The organism is Pseudomonas sp. NFACC08-1 (assembly GCF_900106735.1).
Classification (GTDB): domain Bacteria; phylum Pseudomonadota; class Gammaproteobacteria; order Pseudomonadales; family Pseudomonadaceae; genus Aquipseudomonas; species Aquipseudomonas fluorescens_Q.
In genome coordinates, this window is sequence record NZ_FNNL01000001.1 from 429,157 (window position 1) to 454,769 (window position 25,613).

The 25,613-nt window shown below is 62.1% G+C and carries 26 protein-coding genes and 1 other RNA gene; 12 read left to right on the forward strand and 15 right to left on the reverse strand.

Going from position 1 to position 25,613, the window contains the following annotated elements; translation table 11 throughout:
* Positions 1 to 127 precede the first annotated feature (127 nt).
* Positions 128 to 796: a gamma-glutamylcyclotransferase gene (locus BLU76_RS01955; RefSeq protein WP_092221307.1), complete on the forward strand. Its 669-nt coding sequence runs from the start codon at positions 128 to 130 to the stop codon at positions 794 to 796.
* Here BLU76_RS01955 and glpT read toward each other — a convergent pair.
* On the reverse strand, positions 772 to 2,121 hold the full coding sequence (gene glpT, locus BLU76_RS01960; protein ID WP_092221309.1) for a glycerol-3-phosphate transporter: 1,350 nt from the start codon (positions 2,119 to 2,121) through the stop codon (positions 772 to 774). The two genes, BLU76_RS01955 and glpT, sit on opposite strands and share 25 nt — an antisense overlap.
* Before the next feature lie 340 nt (positions 2,122 to 2,461).
* Between glpT and BLU76_RS01965 the strand changes: the two genes are divergently transcribed.
* Positions 2,462 to 3,049 (forward strand): energy transducer TonB, encoded by a 588-nt coding sequence (locus BLU76_RS01965; protein ID WP_256571680.1) that lies wholly within the window; start codon positions 2,462 to 2,464, stop codon positions 3,047 to 3,049.
* A gap of 50 nt (positions 3,050 to 3,099) precedes the next feature.
* Here BLU76_RS01965 and BLU76_RS01970 read toward each other — a convergent pair whose 3' ends face one another.
* Positions 3,100 to 4,077, reverse strand: coding sequence for an NADPH:quinone oxidoreductase family protein (locus BLU76_RS01970; RefSeq protein WP_063323866.1), 978 nt, complete (start codon positions 4,075 to 4,077; stop codon positions 3,100 to 3,102).
* 150 nt (positions 4,078 to 4,227) lie between these two features.
* Between BLU76_RS01970 and BLU76_RS01975 the strand changes: the two genes are divergently transcribed.
* Positions 4,228 to 4,644, forward strand: coding sequence for a flagellar basal body-associated protein FliL (locus BLU76_RS01975; RefSeq protein ID WP_063325204.1), 417 nt, complete (start codon positions 4,228 to 4,230; stop codon positions 4,642 to 4,644).
* Positions 4,645 to 4,711: 67 nt separating this feature from the next.
* On the opposite strand, the gene BLU76_RS01980 is transcribed toward BLU76_RS01975, so the two are convergent.
* The 4 genes from BLU76_RS01980 to BLU76_RS01995 all read right to left on the reverse strand — a co-directional run bounded on the left by BLU76_RS01980 (position 4,712) and on the right by BLU76_RS01995 (position 10,046).
* Positions 4,712 to 5,830 carry an ABC transporter permease gene (locus BLU76_RS01980; protein ID WP_063323867.1) on the reverse strand — a complete coding sequence of 373 codons (1,119 nt, stop codon included), beginning with the start codon at positions 5,828 to 5,830 and terminating at the stop codon, positions 4,712 to 4,714.
* Positions 5,830 to 8,553, reverse strand: a complete 2,724-nt coding sequence (gene rbbA / locus BLU76_RS01985; protein WP_092221311.1) for a ribosome-associated ATPase/putative transporter RbbA — start codon at positions 8,551 to 8,553, stop codon at positions 5,830 to 5,832. Before rbbA ends, BLU76_RS01980 begins: the two co-directional genes overlap by 1 nt.
* Positions 8,550 to 9,515, reverse strand: a complete 966-nt coding sequence (locus BLU76_RS01990) for an HlyD family secretion protein (protein WP_092149160.1) — start codon at positions 9,513 to 9,515, stop codon at positions 8,550 to 8,552. Before BLU76_RS01990 ends, rbbA begins: the two co-directional genes overlap by 4 nt.
* Positions 9,516 to 9,596: 81 nt before the next feature.
* Entirely contained in the window at positions 9,597 to 10,046 is a 450-nt protein-coding gene (locus tag BLU76_RS01995; RefSeq protein ID WP_092221313.1) for an EVE domain-containing protein, read from the reverse strand.
* A gap of 194 nt (positions 10,047 to 10,240) precedes the next feature.
* Between BLU76_RS01995 and BLU76_RS31420 the strand changes: the two genes are divergently transcribed.
* Positions 10,241 to 10,387 carry a hypothetical protein gene (locus BLU76_RS31420; protein ID WP_092149156.1) on the forward strand — a complete coding sequence of 49 codons (147 nt, stop codon included), beginning with the start codon at positions 10,241 to 10,243 and terminating at the stop codon, positions 10,385 to 10,387.
* A gap of 35 nt (positions 10,388 to 10,422) precedes the next feature.
* Here the strand turns inward: BLU76_RS31420 and BLU76_RS02005 are convergent, their stop codons facing one another.
* The 4 genes from BLU76_RS02005 to BLU76_RS02020 form a co-directional block, all read right to left on the reverse strand.
* Positions 10,423 to 11,028: a 5-formyltetrahydrofolate cyclo-ligase gene (locus BLU76_RS02005; RefSeq protein ID WP_063323871.1), complete on the reverse strand. Its 606-nt coding sequence runs from the start codon at positions 11,026 to 11,028 to the stop codon at positions 10,423 to 10,425.
* Between the two features lie 114 nt (positions 11,029 to 11,142).
* Positions 11,143 to 11,322, reverse strand: a non-coding RNA gene (gene ssrS, locus BLU76_RS02010) — 6S RNA.
* Positions 11,323 to 11,352: 30 nt separating this feature from the next.
* A complete protein-coding gene (locus tag BLU76_RS02015; RefSeq protein ID WP_003177364.1) occupies positions 11,353 to 11,670 on the reverse strand; it encodes a cell division protein ZapA in 318 nt (105 codons plus the stop codon).
* Positions 11,667 to 11,876: a TIGR02449 family protein gene (locus BLU76_RS02020; RefSeq protein ID WP_003177365.1), complete on the reverse strand. Its 210-nt coding sequence runs from the start codon at positions 11,874 to 11,876 to the stop codon at positions 11,667 to 11,669. The genes BLU76_RS02015 and BLU76_RS02020 overlap by 4 nt, the downstream gene beginning before the upstream one ends.
* A gap of 129 nt (positions 11,877 to 12,005) precedes the next feature.
* On the opposite strand from BLU76_RS02020, the gene BLU76_RS02025 reads away from it, so the two are divergent.
* From BLU76_RS02025 to gcvH, 8 genes are all read left to right on the forward strand, one after another.
* Positions 12,006 to 12,560 (forward strand): YecA/YgfB family protein, encoded by a 555-nt coding sequence (locus tag BLU76_RS02025; protein WP_072342955.1) that lies wholly within the window; start codon positions 12,006 to 12,008, stop codon positions 12,558 to 12,560.
* A gap of 25 nt (positions 12,561 to 12,585) precedes the next feature.
* Positions 12,586 to 13,920 carry a Xaa-Pro aminopeptidase gene (pepP, locus tag BLU76_RS02030; protein WP_092221315.1) on the forward strand — a complete coding sequence of 445 codons (1,335 nt, stop codon included), beginning with the start codon at positions 12,586 to 12,588 and terminating at the stop codon, positions 13,918 to 13,920.
* Entirely contained in the window at positions 13,917 to 15,104 is a 1,188-nt protein-coding gene (gene ubiH / locus BLU76_RS02035) for a 2-octaprenyl-6-methoxyphenyl hydroxylase (RefSeq protein WP_063323874.1), read from the forward strand. Before pepP ends, ubiH begins: the two co-directional genes overlap by 4 nt.
* Before the next feature lie 67 nt (positions 15,105 to 15,171).
* Positions 15,172 to 16,389, forward strand: coding sequence for a 2-octaprenyl-3-methyl-6-methoxy-1,4-benzoquinol hydroxylase (locus BLU76_RS02040; RefSeq protein ID WP_170862060.1), 1,218 nt, complete (start codon positions 15,172 to 15,174; stop codon positions 16,387 to 16,389).
* Positions 16,390 to 16,616: 227 nt separating this feature from the next.
* Complete coding sequence (locus BLU76_RS02045) at positions 16,617 to 17,621, forward strand: extracellular solute-binding protein (RefSeq protein ID WP_092221319.1); 1,005 nt, start codon at positions 16,617 to 16,619, stop codon at positions 17,619 to 17,621.
* A gap of 224 nt (positions 17,622 to 17,845) precedes the next feature.
* Entirely contained in the window at positions 17,846 to 19,462 is a 1,617-nt protein-coding gene (locus BLU76_RS02050) for an ABC transporter permease (RefSeq protein WP_063323877.1), read from the forward strand.
* A 155-nt stretch (positions 19,463 to 19,617) separates the two neighbouring features.
* Complete coding sequence (gene gcvT, locus BLU76_RS02055; protein ID WP_092221321.1) at positions 19,618 to 20,700, forward strand: glycine cleavage system aminomethyltransferase GcvT; 1,083 nt, start codon at positions 19,618 to 19,620, stop codon at positions 20,698 to 20,700.
* A 53-nt stretch (positions 20,701 to 20,753) separates the two neighbouring features.
* Positions 20,754 to 21,137, forward strand: a complete 384-nt coding sequence (gcvH, locus tag BLU76_RS02060; protein ID WP_092221323.1) for a glycine cleavage system protein GcvH — start codon at positions 20,754 to 20,756, stop codon at positions 21,135 to 21,137.
* A 268-nt stretch (positions 21,138 to 21,405) separates the two neighbouring features.
* On the opposite strand, the gene BLU76_RS02065 is transcribed toward gcvH, so the two are convergent.
* The 5 genes from BLU76_RS02065 to BLU76_RS02085 form a co-directional block, all read right to left on the reverse strand.
* Positions 21,406 to 21,726: a DUF2388 domain-containing protein gene (locus BLU76_RS02065; RefSeq protein WP_170867266.1), complete on the reverse strand. Its 321-nt coding sequence runs from the start codon at positions 21,724 to 21,726 to the stop codon at positions 21,406 to 21,408.
* A 65-nt stretch (positions 21,727 to 21,791) separates the two neighbouring features.
* Positions 21,792 to 22,241, reverse strand: a complete 450-nt coding sequence (locus tag BLU76_RS02070) for an NfeD family protein (RefSeq protein ID WP_063323881.1) — start codon at positions 22,239 to 22,241, stop codon at positions 21,792 to 21,794.
* Positions 22,242 to 22,250: 9 nt separating this feature from the next.
* Complete coding sequence (locus tag BLU76_RS02075; RefSeq protein WP_063323882.1) at positions 22,251 to 23,171, reverse strand: SPFH domain-containing protein; 921 nt, start codon at positions 23,169 to 23,171, stop codon at positions 22,251 to 22,253.
* Between the two features lie 125 nt (positions 23,172 to 23,296).
* Positions 23,297 to 25,081, reverse strand: coding sequence for a type IV pilus assembly ATPase TfpB (locus BLU76_RS02080; RefSeq protein WP_092149144.1), 1,785 nt, complete (start codon positions 25,079 to 25,081; stop codon positions 23,297 to 23,299).
* Positions 25,082 to 25,225: 144 nt separating this feature from the next.
* Positions 25,226 to 25,564 (reverse strand): hypothetical protein, encoded by a 339-nt coding sequence (locus BLU76_RS02085; protein ID WP_092149141.1) that lies wholly within the window; start codon positions 25,562 to 25,564, stop codon positions 25,226 to 25,228.
* Positions 25,565 to 25,613: the final 49 nt, after the last annotated feature.

A 25,613-nucleotide genomic window follows, 5' to 3' on the forward strand; every position in this document is an offset into this window, starting at 1 on the left:
CGCTATGGTATATGCCAGCGCCCCGAGCATTCATGGCATCTAATTTGCCTTGGTTCTGCCAAGCGTCAGTGTCATGACGGCGCACCATCCAGCTTGATGAATTGCGAGGAGCCCTACGCTATCGGCCATGACCGCTATCGAATCCGCCATTACCTGTGCCTTGTACCCGCCAAGGCTCGACCTGGGCCCGCAACTGACCCGTGAGCAATTGCTCGCCTCGATGCAATTGACCATGAGTCTCCACCAGGGCGGTCCGGTCTGGCTGTTCGCATACGGTTCATTGATCTGGCGGCCCGAATGCACGGCGGTGGAGCGGATGCGCGGCCGGGTCCATGGTTACCATCGCGGTTTGTACCTGTGGTCCCACGAGCATCGCGGTACACCGGAGTTGCCGGGGCTGGTGTTCGGGCTGGATCACGGCGGCTCGTGCAGCGGTTTCGCCTACCGATTGCCGGAGGAGAATCTCGAGGATTCGCTGTTTGCCCTGTGGCAACGCGAGATGCCGGTCCCGTCCTATCGCCCGCATTGGCTCAGTTGCCGTCTCGAGGATGGCAGCCGGGTGCAAGCCTTGGGGTTTGTACTGGAGCGACACCTGCCCAGCTATGCCGGCAACCTGCCGGACCATGTGCTGAGCCAGGTATTTGAAAGCGCCTGTGGGCGTTATGGCACCACTCGCGATTATGTCGAGCAGACCATCCACGCCCTGCGCAGCCACGCCATGCCAGACCGGAATCTGGAGGCGCGGCTCAAGCGCTGTAAATCAGCGCTGGATCAGGCGACCGCTTCGCGGCTCTGACTGGCGATTTGCTTGTGCCACAGGGTTGGCGCGAGGAAGGCCATCGCCAGCAGGCAAGCACCGATCAACAACACAAAACCGCCGTCCCAGCCAAAATGGTCCACGGTATAACCCATGGCGGCACTGGCCGCGACCGAACCACCCAGGTAACCAAACAAGCCGGTGAAGCCTGCGGCGGTACCGGCGGCTTTTTTCGGGGCCAGTTCCAGTGCCTGCAAACCGATCAGCATCACCGGGCCGTAGATCAGGAAACCGATGGAAACCAGGGCGATCATGTCGACGGTCGGGTTGCCGGCCGGGTTCAGCCAGTACACCAGCGTCGCTACGGTCACCAGGGCCATGAACACCATGCCGGTCAGGCCACGGTTGCCACGGAAGATCTTGTCCGACATCCAGCCGCACAGCAGCGTGCCGGGAATGCCCGCCCACTCGTAGAAGAAATAGGCCCAGGAGCTCTTGTCCACAGTGAAGCCCTTGGCTTCCTTGAGGTAGGTCGGCGCCCAGTCCAGCACGCCGTAGCGCAGCAGGTAGACAAACACGTTGGCCATGGCGATGTACCAGAGCATTTTGTTGCGCAGCACGTATTTGACGAAGATTTCCTTGGCGCTGAATTCGTTCTCGTGACTGGCGTCGTAGCCTTCCGGGTAGTCGTTCTTGTATTTCTCGATCGGCGGCAGGCCCACCGATTGTGGGGTATCGCGCATGGTCACGAAGGCGAACACTGCAACGGCAAGCGCTACTGCAGCCGGCACATAGAATGCCGCGTGCCAGTCATTGAACCAGCCCATCCCCAGCAGGAACAACGGGCCGATCAGGCCGCCGCCGACGTTGTGCGCCACGTTCCACACCGACACCACGCCGCCGCGTTCTTTCTGCGACCACCAATGCACCATGGTCCGTCCGCTGGGTGGCCAGCCCATGCCCTGGGCCCAGCCGTTGATGAACAGCAGGATGAACATCATGGTCACGCTTGACGTTGCCCAAGGCGCGAAACCGAACACGAACATCACCCCCGCCGAGACCAGCAAGCCGAAGGGCAGGAAGTAACGTGGGTTGGACCGGTCGGACACCAGGCCCATCAGGAACTTCGACAGCCCATAGGCGATGGCGATGGCCGACATGGCCAGGCCCAACTGACCACGGGTGTAACCTTCGTCGATCAGGTACGGCACGGCCAGGGAGAAGTTCTTGCGCAACAGGTAATAGCCGGCGTAGCCAATGAAGATCCCGGCGAAGATCTGCCAGCGCAGGCGTCGGTAGGTGCTGTCTATTTTTTCTTCAGGCAGGGACGCCTGATGAGCGGCAGGGCGAAAGAAAGCAAACATTCAAGGGCTCCAGGTTCTTGTTATGACTGCGGATGCGAATGTTACAGTTTCGTTACCGAAAATATCATTGGTTCTTATCGTTTAAACAGCGAAATTTTTCTGATCGAATGTTCTTAAACGAACATGTCGCTCAGGTATTGGCGAAAGCTGTTGTAGGAAATGTCGCCACAGGCTTTTTTCATGCGGTGCATCGGTGGCTAGGGGGCAGGACAGTGGGAAAGGTCCTTCACCCAAATGGGAAGTCTCGCTATTTAGCCCCAGGGCCGCGGCCTCTACCCTCTATGCCTTTGCCAGGTCTGGCATTCAGGTGAGGGGTGAGGGCATGAGGTGGTGTGTCGTGATGCTGTTGTTGTGCTTGTCCGCTACGAGCGGGGCGACGGATGTGTTGTTGGTGCCCGAGCACAATCCCAAACCGGACTACCCGACGGCCCTGCACCGGAAGGGCGTCATGGGTGTGGTCCGGGTCGGCTTCACGGTGCATGCCGATGGTCGTGTCGATGAAGTCGCAATCCTGCGCAGCGATCATCCGGATTTCGCCGAGGCCGCACGGAAGGCCGTGAGGCAATGGCGCTTCAGGCCGTGGACGGTGGACCACGAGCATCCGGCGCAGACGCACGTCGTAGCGCCCTTCGAGTTCCGCCTGGATGGCTTGCCACTGGATGCCAACAAGTGGATCAAGACCTGGAAATGCTCGGTCATCAATTCGCATGCCAGGGGACAGCCGTGGGTAGAGGATTTACTCCCGTTCCGTTACACCCGCAGTTACTTGTCCAATGTGTTTTTTGTGAAACAGCTGCCGGATGTGGAGCGTTTGGCCTTGATCGCCCGGTTCAACAGGCTCCTGCCTACGATCGTGCAGCGTTGCGGGAGTTTTCCTGCGGCACGGTATGTGCGGATGCTGCCGCAGGAGATTCGCGAGTTGCTTTAGTGCGGCTCAATAGCGGTCCGGCGCTTGAGGTCTTGACCGCTTTGACGCATTCAACGCACCTGCACAACCACCTTCCCCACCGCCTTGCGCTGCCCCAGGTCATTGATCGCCTGCGCCGCATTGCTCAGCGGGTACACCTGCGACACCAGCGGCTTGAGCTTGCCTTCGGCGAACCAACCGAACAATTGCTGGAAGTTGGCGGCGTTGTCCTGGGGCTGGCGCTGGGCGAAGGAGCCCCAGAACACGCCCACCACGGCGGCGCCCTTGAGCAGGGCCAGGTTCACCGGTAACTCGGGGATGCGTCCGCTGGCAAAGCCCACCACCAGCAACCGGCCGTTCCAGGCGATGGCGCGGATGGCCTGGTCGAACAGGTCGCCACCCACCGGATCGTAGATCACATCGGCGCCCTGGCCGTCGGTGAGGCGCTTGATTTCATCCTTCAGGCTGGTTTCGTTGTAGTTGATCAATTCGTCGGCGCCGGCCGCCTTCGCCACGGCGAGTTTTTCGGCGCTGCTGGCAGCCGCGATTACCCGGGCGCCCATGGCCTTGCCGATCTCCACCGCCGCCAGGCCGACACCACCGGATGCGCCGAGCACCAGCAGGGTTTCGCCGGCTTGCAGGTTGGCCCGTTGCTTGAGGGCATGCATTGAGGTGCCATACGTCATGCTGAAGGCGGCCGCGGTGTTGAAGTCCATGGACGCAGGGATCGGCAACACGTTGTAGCCAGGTACCGCCACCTGTTCGGCAAAGCTGCCCCAGCCAGTCAGCGCCATCACCCGGTCGCCGACCTTCAAGTGGCTGACTTTCTCTCCCACGTCGCTGACGACGCCCGCCGCTTCGCCGCCGGGGGAGAACGGGAAGGGTGGCTTGAATTGGTATTTGCCCTCGATGATCAGCGTGTCAGGGAAGTTCACCCCGGCGGCATGCACGTCCAGCAGCACTTCGTTCTTCTTGGCGATGGGGCTGGCGACGTCTTCCAGCACCAGCGATTCGGCGGGGCCGAATTCTTTGCACAGCACGGCTTTCATCAGGGCTATTCCTTTGGGAGTGATGGCCGATAAGTGTAGGTGTGAGAGACAACGGGTCAACGAGCATGCCCTGCCCTGATAGCCGGCCATAAGCTTGTGCTTGAACGGCGGGGCGGTATGCTGGGCCGCAAACCGGATGAGGAATCAATTGTGAAAGCGTGGATCATGTTGATGCTGGCCCTGTCGTTGCCTGTGGCAGCGATGGCCGAAGAGGGCAAGGAAGCGAAGGAGGGTGAGGCGCCGAAGGTCAGCTACATCACCCTCAGCCCGCCCTTTGTCGGCAACTATGGGCTCGACGGTTCGGCGAAGTTGAGGGTCTACAAGGCCGATGTGGCCCTGCGCGTGACAGGAGATGCCGCAGCAGCGGCGGTCAAGGCCAATGAGCCGTTGATTCGCAACCAGTTGGTGGCGCTGTTCGCCCAGCAGACCACCGAGACCATGAACAACCTTGAGGCCAAGGAAAAGCTGCGTCAGGAAGCGTTGAAGCAGACCCAGCAGGTGATGAACGACGAAACCGGCAAGCCGATGGTCGATGACCTGTTGTTCAACAACCTGATCATTCAGTAAACCGGCTCGATCGCAGCCTTTGGCAGTGCCCGGATCTCCTGGCGCTGCCCAAGGCTGCTTTTTTTCGTCAAGACGCCAGGCTCTTCCGAAACCGGGCCAGGGCGATTGCAAAGAACAAAAGTCCGATGGCCGCCAGTGCCAGCAGGTCCGGCCAGATCACCCCAGGGCCGGCATCTCGGAACAGGATCGCCGCGCTGAGGCTGACGTAATGCGTCGAGGGCGAGCCTTGCATCACCCATTGCAACCATTGCGGCATGCTGTCCAGCGGTGTACTGCCGCCCGACAACAGCAGCATCGGAATGATAACCGGGATCGCCAGCAGGCCGAATTGCGGCGTCGAACGGGCGAGGGTGGCGAGGAAGATGCCCAGTGAGGTGCTGGCGAACAGGTAGAGTGCGGTCACCAGCAGGAAGAGCACCATGGAGCCGGCGAGTGGAACCCCCAAGGCGAACTTGACGATGATTTCCAGCGATGCCCAGGTGCACAGCACCACCACCAGCAGGTTGCTCCAGATTTTCGCCAGCATGATTTCCAATGCCGTCAGCGGCAGCACCAGCAAGTGGTCGAGGGTGCCGTGCTCGCGCTCGCGCAGCAGCGCGGTCCCCGTCAGGATGATGGCCAGGATCGTGATGTTGTTGACGATCTGGATCACCGCCAGGAACCAGCCACCTTCCAGATTGGTATTGAACAGCGAACGCGTGGTCAGCCTCACGGGCGTTGCTTCGCTCGTTTGTGCCTGGCCGGCGTAGGTGGTCAGTTCCTGTTGGAAAATCCGTCCGATGTAGCCGGCGCCCATGAACGCCTGGCTCATGGCCGTGGCGTCGACGTTGAGTTGCAGCGTCGGTTCGCGCCCTGCGAGCAGGTCGGCCTGGAAGTTGGCGGGCACGTTGATGACAAAGGTGTAGCGGCCACTGTCCATGACCTTGTCCAGTTCGGCATAGGGCAAGGCCACTGGGTTCTGGAACTCCGGCGGTTGCAGGAGCTGGGCCAATTGGCGCGAAAGATGGCTCTGGTCTTCGTCCACTATTGCAACACTGGCGTTGTGGACGCCGATTACCGAACCTGCGGCCGGCATGTAGATCGCCACGGTGAAGGCGTAGCCCAAAAACAGCAGCAGAACGGAGTCGTACCGCAGGCTGGTCAGTTCCTTGAGCCCCAGACGCCAGATATGTGAAAGCGTGTGCATCAGGCCTCCTGCTTTTTCAGCATGATCAGGCTGAGCCCGGTGAAACCCAGGAAAAAACCGCCCAGCGCCAGGCATTGCGGCCATAGCTGGCGCAGATCCAGGGCCTTGGTGAAGGTGCCGACGGCGATATCCAGGAAGTAACCGGCGGGAAACAACTGGCCCATCACCGCAGCGGCACCCTCCAGGGACGAACGCGGCACGATCAACCCCGAAAACTGGATGGTCGGCAGGCTGGTGATAATCATGGTGCCGAGGATCGCCGCGATCTGGGTGCGGGTGAACGCCGAGATCAGCAGCCCCATGCTGGTGGTCGCCAGTACATAGAGCAGGCCGCCGACCGCTAGCGTCAGGCCGCTGCCCTTGAACGGCACACCGAACAGCCAGCGGTTCATCGCTGTCAGCAGGGCGAGGTTGATCAGGCTGACCGCCAGGTAGGGCACTTGTTTGCCGAGCAGGAACTCCAGTCGGGTCAGCGGCGTGGCGTAGAAGTTGGTGATCGAGCCCAGCTCCTTCTCCCGCACGATGCCCAGCGCCGTCAACATGGCCGGAATGAACGCCAGGATCAGCGCCATGACCCCAGGACCGATGGCGTTGACGCTGACCACGTCCTGGTTGTAACGAAAGCGCGTTTCCAGCGTTGCGCCGGGTTGTCGATTGGGCGCACGGCTGCTGAGTTCAGCCAGTTGCTCAAGGTTGGCCTGGTGCACCGCCTGGACGTAGTTGCGACTGGTCTCGGCTCGAAACGGTATGCCGCCATCCAGCCAGGCGCCCACCGTCGGTTGGCGGCCGGCGTAAAGGTCACGCCCGAAACCGGGGGGGATTTCCAGGGCCAGCTTGATCTCCGAGCGCTGCAAGCGTCGATGCAGCTCCTTCGCGTCGCTGATGATCGGTTGCTCTTCGAAGTAGCGCGAGCTACGGAACGCTTCCAGGTAGGCACGGCTTTGCGGGCTCTGATCCTGGTCATACGCGGCGAAGGCCAGTTTCTCCACATCGAGGGAAATACCGAAGCCGAAGACCACCATCATGAACAAGGCGCCCAGCAAGGCGAATGCCATCCGCACCTTGTCGCGCAGCAGCTCCTTGCCTTCCCGGCTGGCGACGGCCCACAGGCGACCGAGGCTCAGGCCGCGCCGGTCCCGGGGGGCGTCGGCACTGTCGAGGGGCACGGGGGCGGCGTCTTGCTGCGTCTCGCCCTGGGCTTTCTCCAGGCAGGTGACGAACGCGGCTTCCAGCGTCTGGCCGTTGAACTGCGCCTGCAAGGCTGCCGGCGTGTCACAAGCCAGGACCTTGCCGGCGTGCATCAGCGAAATACGATCGCAGCGCTGGGCCTCGTTCATGAAGTGCGTGGAAAGAAAAATCGTCACGTCCTGTTCGCGAGACAGCTCGATCAGCAGTCGCCAGAAATCATCCCGCGCAGCCGGGTCGACACCCGAGGTCGGTTCATCGAGGATCAGCACTTCCGGGCGATGCAACACCGCCACCGCCAGGGACAAACGCTGGCGCAGGCCCAGTGGCAGGGCGCCGGAAGGCTGGTCCGCCAGCGCTTGGAGATTGAAGCGCTGAATCAGTTCGTCGATGCGCTGGCGACTGTCCGTCGTGGGCAGGTCGAAGAGTTTGGCGTGCAGTTCCAGGTTCTGGCGCGCACTCAGTTCGCCGTACAGCGAAAAGCTCTGGGACATGAAACCCACCCGCTTGCGGGTGGCGAGATCCTTGGCGTTGACCGGGTTGCCCAGTAGCCGGGCACTGCCTTCGCTGGCGGGGATCAGCCCGGTCAGCACCTTCATGGTGGTGGTCTTGCCGCAGCCGTTGGAACCCAGGAACCCGAAGATCTCACCGCGACCAATCGCGAAACTGACCTTGTCGACGGCGGTGAAATCACCGAAGCGCAAGGTGAGGTCGTGGGCTTCGATGGCAATGTCGGCGGTGTTGGCGCTCCTGGGGGGGATCACCAGCGGCTCGACATCGCGGCCGCTGTCGCCCTGGAAATGGGTGAAGGCCGAGTCGAGCTTGCCGTCTGGCGTGACTGTAGCCAGCTCGGCACTCAAACCCTTGGCGATCAAGCGACCGTTGTCGAGCATCAGGCAATGCTCGAATTGTTCGGCCTCTTCCATGTACGCGGTGGCGACCAGGAGGGTCAGTTGCGGGCGTTGCCGACGCACGTCTTCTATCAGTTCCCAGAAGCGACGCCGGGACAGCGGGTCCACGCCGGTGGTGGGTTCGTCGAGAATCAGCAGGTCCGGTTCATGGATCAGTGCGCAACACAGGCCGAGCTTCTGTTTCATGCCGCCGGACAGTTTGCCCGCCGGGCGATCGGCAAAACGCTGCAGATCGGTGGCCAGCAGCAAAGTGCCCATGCGTTGTTCGCAATCTGTCCGGGATAACCCGAACAGCGTGCCGAAGAAGCGAATGTTCTCGCGTATCGACAGGTCCGGGTAAAGGTTGCCCCCCAACCCTTGGGGCATGAAGGCAATGCGTCGGTAGAGGGTGTTGCGATGGCGTCGGTCGTCGATCGAGGCGCCGAGTACGTCCAGTTGGCCGTGCTGGAGTTTCTTCACCCCGGCAATCAGCCCCAGCAGGCTCGACTTGCCGGCACCGTCCGGGCCGATCAGGCCGCAGCGAGTGCCGGCGGGCAGGCTGAAGGCGATATCGCTCAGCGCCACCTGCTGGCCGTAGCGGTGTTCCAGGCCCGAGGCGCGCAATGCCTCGCCGGCGGGGGCGCTCATTGCAAGTTGGCCGGCCAGTCGATGGGGGCGGTGCGTACATAGCCGGCGCCTGGCATGCCGGGTTTGGCCTGGGGCACTTCGCCGGGGCGGGTCAGGCGTACTTTGACGCGGAACACCAGTTTCTGGCGCTCATCACGGGTTTCGACTTCTTTCGGGGTGAACTGGGATTTGGCCGCGACGAAACTGACCTTGGCGGGTAGAGGTCGCTCGGGCAGGGCGTCGAGCAACAGTCGCGCTTCATCGCCCACCGCCAGTTTCCCCGCCACCGACGCCGGCAGGTAGAGGTTCATGTATTGGTCGTTCGGATCGATCATCAGCAACACTCGACCGCCGGCGCCCAGCACTTCACCTGGCTCGGCCAGGCGCAACTGGATCACGCCGTCGAGCGGTGCCCGCAACGTGCTGTCATCTATTTCACTGGTGAGTTGGGCCACTTGGGCCAGGGTCGCGCCGATGGCCGCATTCGCCGCCGATACCTGGGCCCGGGCGGCGTTGACCGCGGCGTTGGCGGTGTCGACGCGGGCTTGCTGCTGGTCGATGACCTGGCCGCTGGCGTAACCGCGCTTGAACAGTTCCTGGGTCCGCTTCAGCTCCTGGTGAGCGAGCAATTGTTCGCTCTGGCGCAACTGCACGTTGGCTTCGGTGGCGGCAAGGTTCTGCCGGGCCCGCGCGACTTCGGCCTCGGCCTGGTTGCGCTGGGCCTCCAGGGTGCGGGTGTCCATGCGCGCCAGCACCTGGCCCTTGATGACGTTGTCGCCTTCGTCGACCTGAACTTCGGCCAGGCGTCCGGGGGTCTTGCTGGCGATCTGGACCTCGGTGGCCTCAAGGCGACCGTTGCCCATGCTCAAGCCTTCCGGCAGGCGATCGTGGCGCGATTTCCAATAGCCGAAACCGCCGGCGGCCAGCAAAACAGTCATCAAGGCGAGGGCAAAAAAGCGAGAAGTACGATGGTTTGTCGACATGTCCGGCATCCTGCGGCTATAGCATTGAAGTCTGCCTGATCAGCGAACGACCCCGCTTGATATCCATCAACTCATTGGCGATCAGCGCAGCGCCATGACCGCTGCCCATTGTTCGGGTGTGACGGGCATCACCGACAGTCGCGAGCCTCTTTGCACCAGTGGCATTTCAGCCAGGGCGGCCTGTTGCTTGAGGTAGTCGAGCTTCAGCACGTGGGGAAACGTTTCGACGTGGGCCACGTCGATCGCGGTCCAGGGGTTTTTTTCCGGACCGGCCTTGGGGTCGAAGTAATGGCTGTCGGGTTCCAGCGCCGTTGGGTCAGGGTAGGCGGCACGGACAATCCGGCCGATCCCGGCAATGCCTGGCTCGGGGCAACTGGAGTGATAGAAAAAGAACATGTCGCCCACCGCCATGGTTCGCAGAAAGTTACGCGCCTGGTAGTTGCGAACCCCGTCCCAGCGTGCCTGGCCGAGCTTTTCCAAACCTTGGATGGATAATTCGTCGGGCTCGGATTTCATCAGCCAATAGGCCATGATTGCTACTCCTTGGCGGTGTTGAAAAAATAGTTCAGCGATTTTATGACAAACCGACAGTCGGTTGACGCCAGAGTTTGCGTGTCGGGGCCGGTTGCCGCAAAATGCCGGCCTTCCAAGCTTGACGCTGCTGCACGGCCAATAAGAAAACCGCTGCTGTCATCGTGTGTGATATGCCTTGAGGGGGGCAATCGATGAAACGCAAACCGGATTTGTTGTGGATCCTGGTCATTCTGTTCGGTCTGGGTGTCGTGACCACGGGTTACGCCCAAAGCCTGTGGGCCAACAAGACAGACGCGCCGGTGGAAATCACCCAACCCGCGGCATCGTTCAAACGCTGAACCCGCTTTCCTGGCGCCGCTGATGATCGCGGCGTCTACCCCGCGATATACCAATGCCTGTCGCTGACCGTTCCCTGCAGCGGTACGTCCCAGCTTGCCTGCGCCAATCGTTCGACTTTCTGGCATTCATGGGCCAGCCCCAGCAGCGTTGGCTTGCGCCACTGCTTGCGTCGCGCCAGATACGCCAGGCTGCGGTCATAAAAGCCGCCGCCCATGCCCAGTCGACCCCCCGCATCGTCAAACCCCACCAATGGCAACAACACCAGGTCCAGCGTCCAGACCTTGCGTTGCCGGGCGATGTTCTTGCGCGGCTCAGGAATACGAAACCGGTTGGGCTGCATTTTTTCGCCGGGGTGGATGCGCTGGAACACCATCTTGGTCTGCGGCCATGGGCTGAGCACAGGCAGGTAAGTGGCCTTGCCCCGGCGTTGGGCTTCGCGCAGCAGCAGGCGCGGATCGATCTCGCCGTCGTTGGGCAGGTAGAGGGCGATGTGCTGCGCACGGCGAAACAGCGGATGCTGGGCCAGTTGCTTGAACAGCCCGTGGGCGGCTTGCCGTTGCTGGGCGGGCGTCAGGGCGCGACGGGCCTGGCGCAGCAGGCGTCGAAGTTGCGGGCGGGGCAGCAGCGCAGGTTCGGTCATATCAATGCTTCACGCAGTGGCGATGCCACAGCGTAACCGCAAAACAGGCTGCTCAGAAATGCCTGCGCCAGAAACGACAATGCCAGTCCATATGGACTGGCATTGCCTGGAGTCAGGCTCCCCGGATGAACCGCTGTCGGCTTAGCCCTTGAACCCGAAAGTTCAAGGTGGAAGTTGCAGGGGGCGTTAAGGCTTTCCGTCAAGCGGACATGCACACCGGCCCCAACGTGCAACCCCCGTGGTTGTGCGTATCGGCTCAGGGACATCACCAACTGGCAAGCACCCCAGGGAGTGAGGCGAGTATACCCCAGGCAGCCTCGCGAATCAGCCCTTGCTGACGTCTGGATCGGTGGCGAGCACCAGATCCACCCGATCGAGCAGGTCGCGCACCTGTTCACGGGTCGAGCCGCTGACCTGCAGGTCCGGCGTATCCTGGCGATGCAGCAGGTCGTGGGTGATGTTCAAGGCGGCCATTACGGCGATGCGGTCGGCGCCGATGACTTTGCCGCTGCTGCGGATCTCGCGCATCTTGCCATCCAGGTAACGGGCGGCGCTCACCAGGTTGCTACGCTCTTCCTGGGGGCAGATGATTGAATATTCTTTGTCGAGGATCTGCACGGTAACGCTATTGCTTGAACTCATGAGTCTTGCTCCAGGGCCTTGAGGCGCGAAATCATCGATTCGACCTTACGCCGGGCGATTTCGTTTTTTTCAATGAGGTGCGCGCGTTCCTCGCGCCAGGTTTTTTCCTGAGCTAATAGGAGTCCGTTTTGGCTCTTAAGTTGCTCGACCCGGTCAATTAGCAGTTCGAGTCTGGCCATCAGCGCTTGCAGGTCGGTGTCTTCCATTGTGTCCACTGAAGATTGTGTCTGATGGAGGGTATGAGTCGCACAGCCTCTGATAGTCTTGGCGAGTCTGTCGATGTAGGATACAAGGCCTCCATTCTAGACATAGCGCCGTCTGGCGCCTAGCTGCCCATGCCCATTCAGAATTCCCCGTATCAAGCATTCGCCACCCTGCTGAGCACCAGCGGTCATCCTGTCTCGCCTGCCGAACTGCATGGCCTGCTGCTCGGTCGCAGTTGCGCCGGCGCCGGGTTCGATGCCGACGGCTGGTTGGCCGACGCCGCAGAACTGCTGGAAGGCGAGCCGGCGGACAACGTCCGCAACGCGCTTATCGGCCTGCAGGAAATGGTCAAGGGCGAGCTGACCAGTGACGACATGACCGTCGTCCTGCTGCTGCCCACTGACGACGCGCCCTTGGCTGAACGCGCCGCTGCTCTGGGCCAGTGGTGCCAGGGCTTCCTCGCCGGCTTCGGCCTGACCCGCCGCGAATACGCCTTGAGCGAAGAGGCGAAGGAAGTGTTGCAGGACTTGGCCGCGATCTCCCAGGTCCAGGATGCCCTGGAAGAATCCGATGACGGCGAAAGCGACTACATGGAAGTGATGGAGTACCTGCGGGTCGCGCCATTGCTGCTGTTCACCGAGACCAAGAAAACCGATGCAGCGGCCGCCAAGCCGTCCTTGCATTAATTTTTAGAGGGAACACCGTCTGCCCATGATTCATATCCCGAAATCGGAATACAGCCGTCGCCGCAAGGCCCTGATGGCGCAGATGGAACCCAACAGCATCGCAATCCTGCCCGCCGCCGCTGTTGCGATCCGCAACCGCGACGTCGAGCACGTCTACCGCCAGGACAGCGACTTCCAGTACCTCAGCGGCTTTCCCGAGCCGCAAGCGGTGCTGGTGCTGATGCCGGGCCGCGCCCATGGCGAATACATCCTCTTTTGCCGCGAGCGCAACGCCGAACGTGAGTTGTGGGATGGCCTGCGCGCCGGCCAGGAAGGGGCGATCCGTGACTACGGTGCCGACGACGCGTTTCCCATCACCGATATCGACGACATCCTGCCGGGCCTGATCGAAGGGCGCGACCGGGTGTATTCGGCCATGGGCAGCAACCCGGAATTCGACCGGCACCTGATGGAGTGGATCAACGTGATTCGCTCCAAGGCCCACCTCGGCGCCCAGCCGCCGAACGAATTCGTTGCCCTGGATCACTTGCTGCATGACATGCGCCTGTATAAATCGGCGGCAGAAGTGAAAGTGATGCGCGAAGCGGCGCGGATTTCCGCCCAGGCGCACATTCGGGCGATGCAGGCGGCGCGTCCGGGGCTGCATGAGTTCAGCCTGGAAGCCGAGCTGGACTATGAGTTTCGCAAGGGCGGGGCAAAAATGCCGGCCTATGGCTCGATCGTCGCGGCGGGGCGCAACAGCTGCATCCTGCACTACCAGCAGAACGACGCGCTGCTCAAGGACGGCGACCTGGTGCTGATCGACGCCGGCTGTGAAATCGACTGCTACGCCAGCGATATCACCCGTACCTGGCCGGTCAGTGGCAAGTTTTCACCCGAGCAGAAGGCGATCTACGAAGTGGTGCTGGCTGCCCAGGAAGCCGCGTTTGCCCAGATCGCGCCGGACAAACACTGGAACCAGGCCCACGAAGCGACGGTGCGGGTGATTACAGAGGGGCTGGTGCGCCTTGGGCTGCTGGAGGGTGAGGTGGATGCGTTGATCGCCAGCGAAGCCTACCGGACGTTCTACATGCATCGCGCTGGCCACTGGCTGGGCATGGACGTGCATGACGTGGGTGAATACCGCGTTGGTGGCGAGTGGCGGGTGCTTGAGGTCGGCATGACGCTGACGGTGGAGCCGGGCATCTACATCAGCCCGAACAACCGCAGCGTAGCGAAAAAATGGCGCGGCATTGGCGTGCGCATCGAGGATGACGTGGTAGTGACCAGAACCGGTTGTGAAATCCTGAGCCACGGCGTACCGAAGACGGTCGCCGACATCGAGGCCCTGATGGCCGCTGCCCGGACGCAAGCGGCATGAGCCGGGTCAATCTGGCGATCGTCGGCGGCGGCCTGGTCGGCGCGAGCCTGGCGCTGGCCCTGCAGGCCGGTGCCAAGGCCCGGGGCTGGAAGATCATGCTGATCGAGCCCTTCGCTCCCGGCAACGCCTGGCAACCGAGCTACGACGCCCGGTCCTCGGCATTGTCCTACGGTGCCCGGCAGATTTATCAACGCTTGGGTGTCTGGCAGGAGATTTCCCGCCGCGCCGAACCGATCAAACAGATCCATGTATCCGACCGCGGGCGGTTTTCCACCGCGCGTCTGTCGGCTATGGAGGAGGGCGTGCCGGCGCTGGGCTACGTGGTGGAAAACGCCTGGCTCGGCCAGTGCCTGTGGCAAGGCCTGGACCCTGAGGTGGTCAGTTGGCGCTGCCCGGCGCAGGTCACCGGCATGGAGCCGCTGGTCGGCGGTTATCGCCTGACCCTCGACGACGAAACCACCCTGGAATGCGACCTTGCCGTACTGGCCGATGGCGGCCGCTCCGGCCTGCGTGAACAGTTGGGTATCGGCGTGCGCAGCCGACCCTACGACCAGAGTGCCTTGATCGCCAACATCACCCCCAGCGAAGCCCACAATGGCATGGCCTTCGAACGTTTCACCGATGACGGCCCGATGGCCTTGTTGCCGCTGCCGGAGAATCGTTGCGCGCTGGTCTGGACCCGCCAGGGCATGGACGCACAACGGCTGGCGGCCCTCGACGAGCGCAGTTTCCTCAGCGAATTGCAGGGCGTGTTCGGCTATCGCCTGGGCACCCTGAAACAGGTGGGCGTGCGACATCTGTACCCGCTGGCGCTGGTGGAGGCCGAAGAACAGGTCCGTCCGCACCTGGCGATCCTGGGCAACGCCGCCCACAGCCTGCACCCGATTGCCGGGCAGGGGTTCAACCTGTCCCTGCGCGATGCCCAGGCCCTTGCCGATGCCCTGCTCGACAGTGAAAGCGAGCCAGGGGATTTTGCCGTGTTGCAAGCCTATCGCGAGCGCCAGCGAATGGATCAGGTCCTGACCGTGGGCTTCTCCGACCAAGTCACGCGGCTGTTCGCCAGCAACCTGCCGTTGGTGTCCCTGGGCCGTAACCTCGGCCTGTTGGGCCTCGACTTGCTGCCGCCGGCCAAGCGTTGGTTCGCCCGTCAGGCCATGGGGCTGGGGACGCGTCCCGATGCTTGAGGCCGGGGCTGTCATTTCTTTTCAAGGGCGACCGATGTCGCCAGCAAAACAGGCTTAGAGCATGGAATTGCGTGCAGATCTGCTGATTGTCGGCGCCGGTATGGTCGGCAGCGCCCTGGCGCTGGCGTTGCAGGACAGTGGCCTGCAAGTGCTGTTGCTCGACGGCAGCCCGATGAGCGTCAAACCCTTCGATCCCCAGGCCGCGTTCGAGCCCCGAGTCAGTGCCTTGTCGACGGCCAGCCAGCGGATCCTCGATCGCCTGGGCGTCTGGGACGGCATCACCGCCCGACGCGCCAGCCCCTATACCGACATGCACGTCTGGGACGGCAGCGGCACCGGGCAGATCCATTTCTCGGCCGCCAGCCTGCACGCCGAGGCGCTTGGGCACATCGTTGAAAACCGCGTTGTGCAGGACGCCTTGCTGGATCGACTGCATGACTGCGACCTGGGCCTGCTGGCCAATGCCCGGCTGGAGCAGATGCGTCGTTCCGGTGACGACTGGCTGCTGACCTTGGCCGATGGCCGCACGTTGCGCGCGCCCCTGGTCATCGCGGCTGACGGCGCGAATTCCGCTGTGCGCCGCCTGACTGGCGTTGCCACGCGCGAATGGGATTACCTGCACCACGCCATCGTCACCAGCGTGCGCAGCGCCCGGTCGCATCGAATGACGGCCTGGCAGCGTTTCACCGACAACGGTCCGCTGGCGTTCCTGCCACTTGAGCGTGACGGTCAGCACGATTGGTGCTCGATTGTCTGGTCCACCACCCCCGGTGAAGCGCAGCGCTTGATGGCGCTCGATGAAACTGAATTCTGCAGCGAACTGGAACGAGCCTTCGAAGGCCAGCTCGGTACGGTACTGAGTGCCGACCCACGCCTGTGCGTGCCGCTGCGCCAACGACATGCCAAGCGCTATGTGGCCGAAGGGCTGGCGCTGATCGGCGACGCGGCCCATACCATTCATCCGTTGGCCGGGCAGGGCGTGAACCTGGGCTTCCTCGACGCCGCCGTGCTGGCCGAAGTGCTGTTGCAGGCGGCCGGGCGTGGCGAGCGACTGGCGGACGTGAAGGTGCTGAGCCGCTACGAGCGGCGACGCATGCCCCATAACCTGGCGTTGATGGCGGCGATGGAAGGTTTCGAGCGGTTGTTCCAGGCCGATCCATTGCCAGTGCGCTGGTTGCGTAACACCGGGCTGAAACTGGTAGACCGCATGCCTGAGGCCAAGGCGTTGTTCGTGCGCGAGGCGCTGGGGTTGATTGGGGATTTGCCGGATCTAGCCAAGGCCTGAGATGTGGGTTGGGGCTCATGGCCCTGTCGCGGGCAAGCCTTGCTCCCACAGGTGTGCAACTTGGGACGAGCTTTGTGGGAGCAAGGCTTGCCCGCGATGACGGACGCAAAAACACTGCGCATCTCAAAGTTGCAACATTTGGAAATGTGTCCACCCACTGTTCGATTGAGTTGCCAAATGTGAGTCCTTATCATTTGCGCTTCGTTCACAATCCAGAGACCGCTACCATGTTGGCAACCAAGCGCCTGCTGTCCGCCCTCGCCTTGACCCTGATCGGCTCCACTGCCGTACAGGCCGCCGATGAGGTGGTGGTCTACTCCTCGCGTATCGACGAACTGATCAAACCGGTCTTCGATACCTACACCAAGGAAACTGGCGTGTCGGTGAAGTTCATTACCGACAAGGAAGCGCCGCTGATGCAGCGGATCAAGGCCGAAGGCGAGAACGCCACTGCCGACCTGCTGCTTACCGTCGATGCCGGCAACCTCTGGCAGGCCGAGCAAATGGGCATTCTCCAGCCGTTCGCGTCGCCGGTGATCGACGCCAACATCCCGTCCCAATATCGCGCCTCTTCCCACGCCTGGACCGGCTTGAGCCTGCGGGCGCGAACCATTGTCTACTCCACCGAGCGGGTCAAACCCAGCGAATTGACCACCTACGAAGCGCTGGCTGGCAAAGAGTGGGAAGGCCGCCTGTGCCTGCGGACCTCGAAGAAGGTCTACAACCAGTCGCTGACCGCCACGCTGATCGAAACCCACGGTGCGGAAAAAACCGAGGAGATCCTCAAGGGCTGGGTCCGGAACCTGTCCACCGACGTATTCTCCGATGACACCGCGCTGCTTGAGGCAATCAACGCCGGGCAATGCGACGTCGGCATCGTCAATACCTATTACTATGGCCGCCTGCACCAGCAGAAGCCGGACCTGAAGGTGAAGCTGTTCTGGCCGAACCAGGCCGACCGTGGGGTGCACATCAACCTCTCGGGGATTGGCTTGACCAAGCATGCACCGCATCCGGACGCCGCGAAGAAGCTGGTGGAGTGGATGACCACGCCGCAAGCGCAAAGCATCTTCGCCGACGTGAACCAGGAATTCCCGGCCAACCCGAAAGTCGAGCCGTCCAAGGAAGTAGCGGCCTGGGGCAAGTTCAAGGCCGATACCCTGCCCGTGGAAGTGGCGGGTAAACGCCAGGCCGAAGCCATCCGCATGATGGATCGCGCTGGCTGGAACTAAGACGAGCTTGTGCTCCTGATGGTATGTGGCGAGGGAGCTTGCTCCCGCTGGAGGGCGAAGCCCTCCCAGAAGATCTGCTGGGATCTATCTCAAGGGCCATGATCCAGGGCCTGGGGCTACTTCGTAGCCCAGCGGGAGCAAGCTCCCTCGCCACAGGGGCAATTTGTCAGCGATGATATTTGGGCACACATTGCGCGGCACAATCATTTAAACGAGAGCTCCCCTTGGCCCACCCCGTCCAACGCCGCTGGTATCCCCTGGTCTTCGCCATCGCCGCGCTGGTCCTGCTGCCCCTTAGCGTCTTGCTGTTGTCCTGGCAGAGCATCGACCAACAGATATGGTCCCACCTGTGGGATACGCAAATGCCGCGCTTGCTGGGCAACACCCTCACGTTGATCCTTGGCGTGGGTGTCGGGGTGACGTTGCTGGGTGTCAGTCTCGCCTGGCTCACCAGCCTGTGTGAGTTCCCCGGGCGACGCTGGCTCGACTGGGCGTTGATGCTGCCGTTTGCGATACCGGCCTACGTGTTGGCGTTTGTCTTCGTTGGCCTGCTGGACTTTGCCGGCCCCGTACAGACGCTCATGCGCGAATGGTTCGGCAGCGGCCTGCGCCTGCCCCGGGTCCGTTCCACCGGTGGGGTGATCCTGGTGCTGGTGCTGGTTTTTTACCCTTACGTCTATCTGCTGGCGCGCAGTGCATTCCTGGCCCAGGGCAAGGGCTTGATGGAAGCGGCGCGGGTGCTCGGGCAGTCGCCGTGGCAGGCTTTCTGGCGCGTGGCGCTGCCGATGGCCCGGCCGGCCATCGGTGCGGGAGTGGCGTTGGCGCTGATGGAAACCCTGGCGGATTTTGGCGCGGTGTCGGTGTTCAACTTCGACACCTTTACCACCGCGATCTACAAGACCTGGTATGGCTTCTTCAGTCTCTCCAGTGCTGCCCAACTGGCCAGCCTGCTGTTGCTGGCGGTGATGCTGGTGGTCTACGGCGAACGCCGGGCTCGTGGTGCCCACCGAGCCAGTAACGAACGTCCCCGAGCCAAGGCTTTGTATACGTTGCGCGGTCTGAAGGCCGCGGCAGCCAGCAGTTGGTGTTTCCTGGTGTTCGCCTGTGCCTTTGTCATTCCGGTGCTGCAATTGGTGGTGTGGTTCTGGCAACGCGGTCGTTTCGACCTGGACGAACGTTATGCCGGGTTGATCGTCCACACCCTCTACCTGGGCGGCCTGGCCGCGCTGATCACCGTTTGCGTGGCCTTGCTGCTGGCGTTCGCCCGACGGCTGGCGCCAACCCGTCCGATTCGTGCCGGCGTCGGCCTGGCGAACCTGGGCTATGCCTTGCCCGGTTCGGTGCTCGCGGTGTCGATCATGCTTGCATTCAGCTACCTGGACCGTGAGCTGGTCATCCCGCTGTCGACCTGGCTCGGAGGGGCAGGCAAACCGTTGTTGCTGGGTAGCCTGTCGGCGCTGTTGCTGGCGTATCTGGTGCGCTTTTTGGCGGTGGCCTACGGTCCGTTGGAGAGCAGCCTGGCGCGCATTCGTCCGTCTTTGCCCGAGGCTGCACGCAGCCTTGGGGTCAGTGGGCCACGACTGTTTTTCAAAGTGTATCTGCCCTTGCTGTTGCCCGGCACTTTGAGCGCGGCGTTGCTGGTGTTCGTCGACGTGCTCAAGGAAATGCCCGCGACGCTGCTGATGCGTCCGTTCGGCTGGGACACGCTGGCGGTGCGGATCTTCGAGATGACCAGCGAAGGGGAGTGGGCCCGGGCCGCGCTGCCGGCGCTGACGTTGGTACTGGTGGGGTTGTTGCCAGTCATCGGATTGATACGACGTTCGGCCCATCGAAACAGCTAGGTGCCAGTCCCACCTCATGCGGCTACAATGCGCGGCATTCGGTGCGGTCCGTCTGTCGGACCGGGCAACTGAGAACGTCAGAAAACTCCTTTTTTCAGATGTTCGCGCTATGCAGTGCCCGTCCGCACCTTCGCCAAGCCCGGAAGGAGAAACCCATGGGACAGCGTACGCCTCTGTATGACCTTCATCTCGCCCTCGGCGCGAAGATGGTCGATTTTGGCGGTTGGGATATGCCTTTGCATTACGGCTCGCAAGTCGAAGAACACCATCAGGTGCGTCGCGACTGCGGAGTGTTCGATGTATCCCACATGACCGTGATCGATGTCGACGGCCCCCAGGCCAAGGTTTGGCTGCAGCGTTTGCTGGCCAATGACGTCGATCGCTTGCAGGACACAGGCAGTGCCCTGTACAGCGCGATGCTCAATGAGCGCGGCGGCATCGTCGACGACATGATTATCTACCGTGTCGAGGACGGTTATCGATTGGTCTTCAACGCCTCGACTCGTGATCAGGATCTGGCCTGGATGCAGGCACAGCTCGGTGGCTACGACGTGCAGCTGCATGAGCGCCCCGAACTGGCGATGCTGGCGATCCAAGGCCCCCAGGCCCGGCAGAAGATTGCCGAACTGGTGACGCAACCGCGTGGGCAAATCATCCAGCAACTCAAGCCTTTCGAAGGGCGCGCCGACGGCGAATGGTTCATCGCCCGGACCGGCTACACCGGCGAAGATGGCCTGGAAATCGTCTTGCCTGCCCAGGAGGCCCCGAGTTTTTTCAACGACCTGGTAGGGGCCGGCATTTCGCCAATTGGCCTCGGCGCCCGCGACACCTTGCGCCTGGAGGCCGGCATGAACCTCTACGGCCAGGACATCAATCAAGACGTTTCGCCCCTGGTCTCGAACATGGCCTGGAGCATTGCCTGGGAACCGGCGAGCCGTCCGTTCATCGGGCGCAGTGCGCTGGAAGCCGAGCTTGCCAGCGGTGTACAGCACAAACTGGTCGGGCTGGTGCTGGAAGAGCGGGGTGTTTTGCGCGCCCATCAGGTGGTTCGCATCGCCAATGTTGGCGAAGGGGAGATCACCAGTGGTAGTTTTTCTCCTACGCTTAGCAAGTCGATCGCCCTGGCACGTGTTCCGATGGCAACCGCCGACCGTGCCGAGGTAGAAATTCGTGGTAAGTGGTACCCGGTACGGGTGGTCAAGCCGACCTTCGTCCGCCATGGCAAAACCCTGATCTAACCTTTTTGCGGCGGGCCGCTGGCCGCTGACACTTTCTATTGAGGACACAGAATATGAGTGATATCCCTGCCGAACTGCGTTTTGCCGAAAGCCATGAGTGGGCACGCCTGGAAGCTGACGGTACCGTCACCGTGGGCATCAGCGATCATGCGCAGGAGGCCCTGGGCGATGTGGTCTTTGTCGAGCTGACTGAAGTCGGTAAGGTCTTTGGCGCAGGTGACCAGGCCGGTGTGGTTGAGTCGGTCAAGGCTGCTTCCGACATCTATTCCCCGATTGCGGGTGAAGTGATCGCGATCAACGAAGAGTTGAGCGCCTCGCCTGAGCTGCTGAACTCCGATCCGTACGGCGCCTGGATCTTCAAGCTCAAGCCAAGCGACAAGGCCGAGGTGGGCAAGTTGCTTGATGCGGCAGGCTACAAGTCCACTATCGGCGAATAAGGGACGACTGCACCTGTGCGAGCGAGCTCGCGATAGCGCTGGATCGATCGTTCCACGCTCCTGCGTGGGAATGTCGCCAGGGACGCTCCGCGTTCCGCTTCTGGAAGGTGACGCAGAGCGTGGGGACGATCAGCTTCAAGCCAATCCATGGGTTGTCTGGGCTGACGCCTTCGCGAGCAAGCTCGCTTCCACAAGGGGGGCGGCCTCGGGATGTTCGCCGGACAAAAAAATGCCGCTCAATGGAGCGGCATTTTTTATTGGCCGGGAATCACTCCTGGGCGACGGCGTTTTTCGCCAGGATAGCGTTGGCCAGTTCCATGTCGGTGGCTTGCAGGCCTGGGTTGTCAGCACGCACTTTCTGCATCGCCGCTTCCAGGTAAGGGCCACGAATACCGCCGTCACTGGCGACGAAGCTGCCGGCATCATCCTGGGCGGCGACGATCAGCTTGTGATCCTTGAAAGTCAGGTAGGTGGAACCGGTGGTTGCACCGGATGAGATGACGTTACGCCAAAACGTGTCGGCCATTGCCGAGCCAACAGGAAGAGACAGCAAGGCTAGGGTAGCGACAGCAAGTTTGAGACGCATGATAGGTGACTCCACTGGGTTAACTATGACGTTGGATTACCCGCGCCTCTATTCAGTTCCATGACTTCTCAGTCAGCCCGTTCCACCTGCAGCACCGCCCCTTCCTGCGCCACCACCCTGACTCGCGTGCCCACGGATGACTCGGGCCCCTTGGCCAGCCAGACGCTGTCGGCCACCTTGATCTTGCCACGGCCATCGACAATCGCTTCATGAACCTGGAAGACCTTGCCGATCAGCTCTTGCCCGCGCAGGTTCAGGTGCGGTTGATCGCTTTGGCGCACCGCGCTGCGCTGGCGCTGCCACCAGTACAGTGCCGTTGCGATGGCGAACAGGCCGAACAACAGGAACTGCAGCTCCCACGGCATCTGCGGCAGGATGAACGTGAGCACGCCAACTGCCGCGGCGGCCATGCCGATCCACAGCAAGTAGCCGCCGGCACCGAACACTTCGAGGATCAGCAGGATGACGCCCAGCGCCAGCCAGTCCCAGTACGACAGGTGTTGCAGGAACATCCACATAGGCGTGCCTCAGGTTTTCTTGCTATCGAAGGTGGCCTTGACGATCTCGCCAATGCCGCCGACCGCACCGATGACCTGGCTGGCTTCCAGTGGCATCAGGATCACCTTGCTGTTGTTGGCCGAAGCCAGTTTGCCCAGCGCATCGATGTATTTCTGCGCGACGAAGTAGTTCACGGCCTGGACGTTGCCGTCGGCAATCGCCTGGGACACCACTTGGGTGGCCAGCGCTTCGGCTTGCGCCTGGCGCTCGCGGGCTTCGGACTCCAGGAACGCGGCTTGACGGCTGCCCTCGGCCTCGAGGATCTGCGCCTGCTTCTTGCCTTCGGCGGTGAGAATCGCCGACGCTCGCAGGCCCTCGGCTTCGAGGATCTGGGCACGCTTGATACGTTCGGCTTTCATCTGCCCCGACATGGCGGCCATCAGGTCGGCCGGCGGGCTGATGTCCTTGATCTCGATCCGGGTGATCTTGATGCCCCACGGCGCTGTGGCTTCATCGACGGTGCGCAGCAGTTTTTCATTGATACCGTCGCGCTGGCTCAGCATCGCGTCCAGCTCCATGGACCCCAGCACGGTACGGATATTGGTTTGCAGCAGGTTGCGGATGGCGTGCTCGAGGTTGTTCACTTCGTAGGCCGCCTGGGCCGTATTGACCACTTGGAAGAAGCACACGGCGTCGATCTGCACCGTGGCGTTGTCGGCGGTAATGACCTCCTGGGGCGGGATGTCCAGTACGCTTTCCATGACATTGATCTTGCGCCCGATGCGATCCATCACCGGGATGATGATGTTCAGGCCGGGCTTGAGCGTGTTGGTGTAGCGCCCGAACCGCTCGACGGTCCATTGGTAGCCTTGGGGCACGACCTTGAACCCCATGAACAGGATGGCGACCACGAGGCCGATGAAAAGTAAAAGTACGCTACCGATCTGCATGACGGTTCCCTGTGCGAATTGAGATGGACCTGCGAGCCCTGAGTGTAGGGCACGCGGCCAGTATCTTCGCTATGGTCCGTTCCGCTTTGTTTGTGGGATCTTTCTGCCCCTGAGCCAGACAGTTCCTACTTCTGCTCGCTTTGCGGCGTCACCCGCAGCACTTCCTCGACCGTGGTCAAGCCCGCCGCCACCTTTTGCGCCCCCGACAGGCGCAGGCTGCGCATGCCTTCCTTGAATGCCTGGCGGCGTACCGCCAGCAGGTCGGTGTCGGGGTGGATCAAGGCCTTGACGCTGTCGGTCAGTTGCATGATTTCGTAGACGCCGGCGCGGCCGCGGTAACCGGTGTCACGGCATTCCAGGCAACCGACGGCCTGTTGGGCATTGCTCGGCAGCGGCGCCTGCCAGGGCCTCGTCAGGGTTTGCCAGTCGTCTTCATCCAGGGTCAGGGGGGCCTTGCATTGAGGGCACAGGGTGCGTACCAGCCGCTGGGCCATGACCCCGAGCACGGTGGCCTTGATCAGGTAATGGGGCACACCCAGCTCCAGCAGGCGACTGATGGCGCTCGGCGCGTCGTTGGTGTGCAGCGTCGACAGCACAAGGTGCCCGGTGAGCGCCGCCTGGATCGCCATCTCGGCGGTCTCCAGGTCGCGGATCTCACCGATCATGATGATGTCCGGGTCTTGTCGCATCAGTGCCCGCACCCCGGCGGCGAAGGACAGGTCGATGTTGTGCTGGACCTGCATCTGGTTGAAGGAGGCCTCTACCATTTCAATCGGGTCCTCGATGGTGCAGAGGTTCACTTCCGGCGTCGCCAGTTTCTTGAGCGTGGTGTAGAGGGTGGTGGTCTTGCCGGAACCGGTAGGCCCGGTCACCAGGATGATGCCGTTGGGCTGGCGGGTCATGTCCTGCCAGCGACGCAGGTCGTCGGCGGAGAAGCCGAGTTGGTCGAAATCCTTGAGCAACACTTCCGGGTCGAAAATCCGCATGACCATTTTTTCGCCGAACGCCGTGGGCAAGGTCGACAAACGCAATTCCACTTCGCCGCCATCCGGGGTCTTGGTCTTGACCCGGCCGTCCTGGGGTTTGCGTTTTTCCGCGACGTTCATCCGCCCCAGGCTCTTGAGACGGCTGACGATTGCCATCGTGACCTGCGGCGGGAACTGATAGACGGTGTGCAGCACCCCGTCGATGCGAAACCGCACGGTGCCCTGCTCGCGGCGCGGTTCGATGTGGATATCACTGGCGCGCTGCTGGAAGGCGTACTGGAACAGCCAGTCGACAATATTGACGATGTGGGCGTCGTTGGCGTCCGGCTCCTGGTCGCTGGCGCCCAGGTTGAGCAACTGTTCGAAATTGCTCAGGTTGCTCGGTTGCTGATCGACCGTGGTGGCGCCGCTGACCGATTTGGCCAGGCGATAGAACTCCACGCTCAAGCGCTGGATGTCCACAGGGTTGGCGACCACCCGCTTGATCGGCAGCTTGAGCACGTGGGTCAGGTCAGCTTCCCAACTGTTGACGTAGGGCTGTGCGCTGGCGACGGTGACGGCGTCACGATCGACCGCCACTGCAAGGATCTTGTGACGCTGGGCAAAGGCATAGGACATCAAGGGGGTCACGGCCGCGACGTTGATTTTCAACGGGTCGATGCGCATGTAGGGCTGGTCGGCCTGCTGGGACAACCACAAGGTCAGGTTCTCCAGGTCCAGGCGCTTGCCGGGCCGGCTGAGGTCGTCCAGGTGCTGGTTGGCGATGAACTCCAGCGGATGCAACTGGCTATTGGCGCTGTGGCGTCGGCGGGCGTTCAGCGCGGTTTCGGCTGAATCCTGGCTGATGAGGCCCTGGGTGACCAGTTGGCGCAGCAGATCGTTGAGGTCCAGCCAGCGGTCCTGAGTGGCGTGTTTGGTGGACATGCGGGTTCCTATTGGACAATTGCAGCAAAGCCGCGATACAGACGCTTCGGCGTCCTCGCTCGGTCTGCAAAAGAATAGTCCCGACCCCGTAGACCGTTGGGCCACTACCCGACCAATGCGTTACCAATTCTTGCCCGTGGGCGTTCAGCAGACGGCTTGGGCCGGCCCAACGTGCGCAATATCAGCGTCTTGCAGGTCCACCGAACAGACGCTGATCAGGTTACGTAATTTTTCAGCGATGACCTGGGCACGGTGCCAGCTCAGCCCGTCCATGACGATGTCCAGCGATAGCACATCGCCTGGGCGTTCGACATGAACCTGCTGCGGCGTCAGGCCCTGCAAGGCAAACAGGTTCAACGCCCGACACAGTAAATCCGGCTCGGCTTCGGCCAATATCCGGTACTGCACCCGACAATGGGTATTGGCGGCGTGCCAGACGTCGGCGCGGGTCGGGGCTATGGCAACGGCTTCGAGTGGGGGCATGTTCGGTCTCCTTGGTGGCGGGAGAAATATTTACATGCGAGTCGGGGTA

Excerpts from the sequence above, each read along its gene's own strand:
- BLU76_RS02070 (WP_063323881.1), bottom strand. The coding sequence starts at position 22,241 with ATGTGGATGTTCCTGCAACACCTGTCGTACTGGGACTGGCTGGCGCTG.
- ubiH (WP_063323874.1), top strand. The coding sequence starts at position 13,917 with ATGAGCCGGGTCAATCTGGCGATCGTCGGCGGCGGCCTGGTCGGCGCG.
- BLU76_RS31420 (WP_092149156.1), top strand. The coding sequence starts at position 10,241 with ATGAAACGCAAACCGGATTTGTTGTGGATCCTGGTCATTCTGTTCGGT.
- glpT (WP_092221309.1), bottom strand. The coding sequence starts at position 2,121 with ATGTTTGCTTTCTTTCGCCCTGCCGCTCATCAGGCGTCCCTGCCTGAA.
- BLU76_RS02080 (WP_092149144.1), bottom strand. The coding sequence starts at position 25,081 with ATGTCCACCAAACACGCCACTCAGGACCGCTGGCTGGACCTCAACGAT.
- BLU76_RS02075 (WP_063323882.1), bottom strand. The coding sequence starts at position 23,171 with ATGCAGATCGGTAGCGTACTTTTACTTTTCATCGGCCTCGTGGTCGCC.
- gcvH (WP_092221323.1), top strand. The coding sequence starts at position 20,754 with ATGAGTGATATCCCTGCCGAACTGCGTTTTGCCGAAAGCCATGAGTGG.
- BLU76_RS02045 (WP_092221319.1), top strand. The coding sequence starts at position 16,617 with ATGTTGGCAACCAAGCGCCTGCTGTCCGCCCTCGCCTTGACCCTGATC.
- BLU76_RS01995 (WP_092221313.1), bottom strand. The coding sequence starts at position 10,046 with ATGGCCTATTGGCTGATGAAATCCGAGCCCGACGAATTATCCATCCAA.
- BLU76_RS02025 (WP_072342955.1), top strand. The coding sequence starts at position 12,006 with ATGCCCATTCAGAATTCCCCGTATCAAGCATTCGCCACCCTGCTGAGC.
- BLU76_RS02085 (WP_092149141.1), bottom strand. The coding sequence starts at position 25,564 with ATGCCCCCACTCGAAGCCGTTGCCATAGCCCCGACCCGCGCCGACGTC.
- BLU76_RS01965 (WP_256571680.1), top strand. The coding sequence starts at position 2,462 with ATGCTGTTGTTGTGCTTGTCCGCTACGAGCGGGGCGACGGATGTGTTG.
- BLU76_RS01980 (WP_063323867.1), bottom strand. The coding sequence starts at position 5,830 with ATGCACACGCTTTCACATATCTGGCGTCTGGGGCTCAAGGAACTGACC.
- BLU76_RS01970 (WP_063323866.1), bottom strand. The coding sequence starts at position 4,077 with ATGAAAGCCGTGCTGTGCAAAGAATTCGGCCCCGCCGAATCGCTGGTG.
- BLU76_RS01990 (WP_092149160.1), bottom strand. The coding sequence starts at position 9,515 with ATGTCGACAAACCATCGTACTTCTCGCTTTTTTGCCCTCGCCTTGATG.
- BLU76_RS02020 (WP_003177365.1), bottom strand. The coding sequence starts at position 11,876 with ATGGAAGACACCGACCTGCAAGCGCTGATGGCCAGACTCGAACTGCTA.
- pepP (WP_092221315.1), top strand. The coding sequence starts at position 12,586 with ATGATTCATATCCCGAAATCGGAATACAGCCGTCGCCGCAAGGCCCTG.
- BLU76_RS02015 (WP_003177364.1), bottom strand. The coding sequence starts at position 11,670 with ATGAGTTCAAGCAATAGCGTTACCGTGCAGATCCTCGACAAAGAATAT.
- gcvT (WP_092221321.1), top strand. The coding sequence starts at position 19,618 with ATGGGACAGCGTACGCCTCTGTATGACCTTCATCTCGCCCTCGGCGCG.
- BLU76_RS02005 (WP_063323871.1), bottom strand. The coding sequence starts at position 11,028 with ATGACCGAACCTGCGCTGCTGCCCCGCCCGCAACTTCGACGCCTGCTG.
- rbbA (WP_092221311.1), bottom strand. The coding sequence starts at position 8,553 with ATGAGCGCCCCCGCCGGCGAGGCATTGCGCGCCTCGGGCCTGGAACAC.
- BLU76_RS01955 (WP_092221307.1), top strand. The coding sequence starts at position 128 with ATGACCGCTATCGAATCCGCCATTACCTGTGCCTTGTACCCGCCAAGG.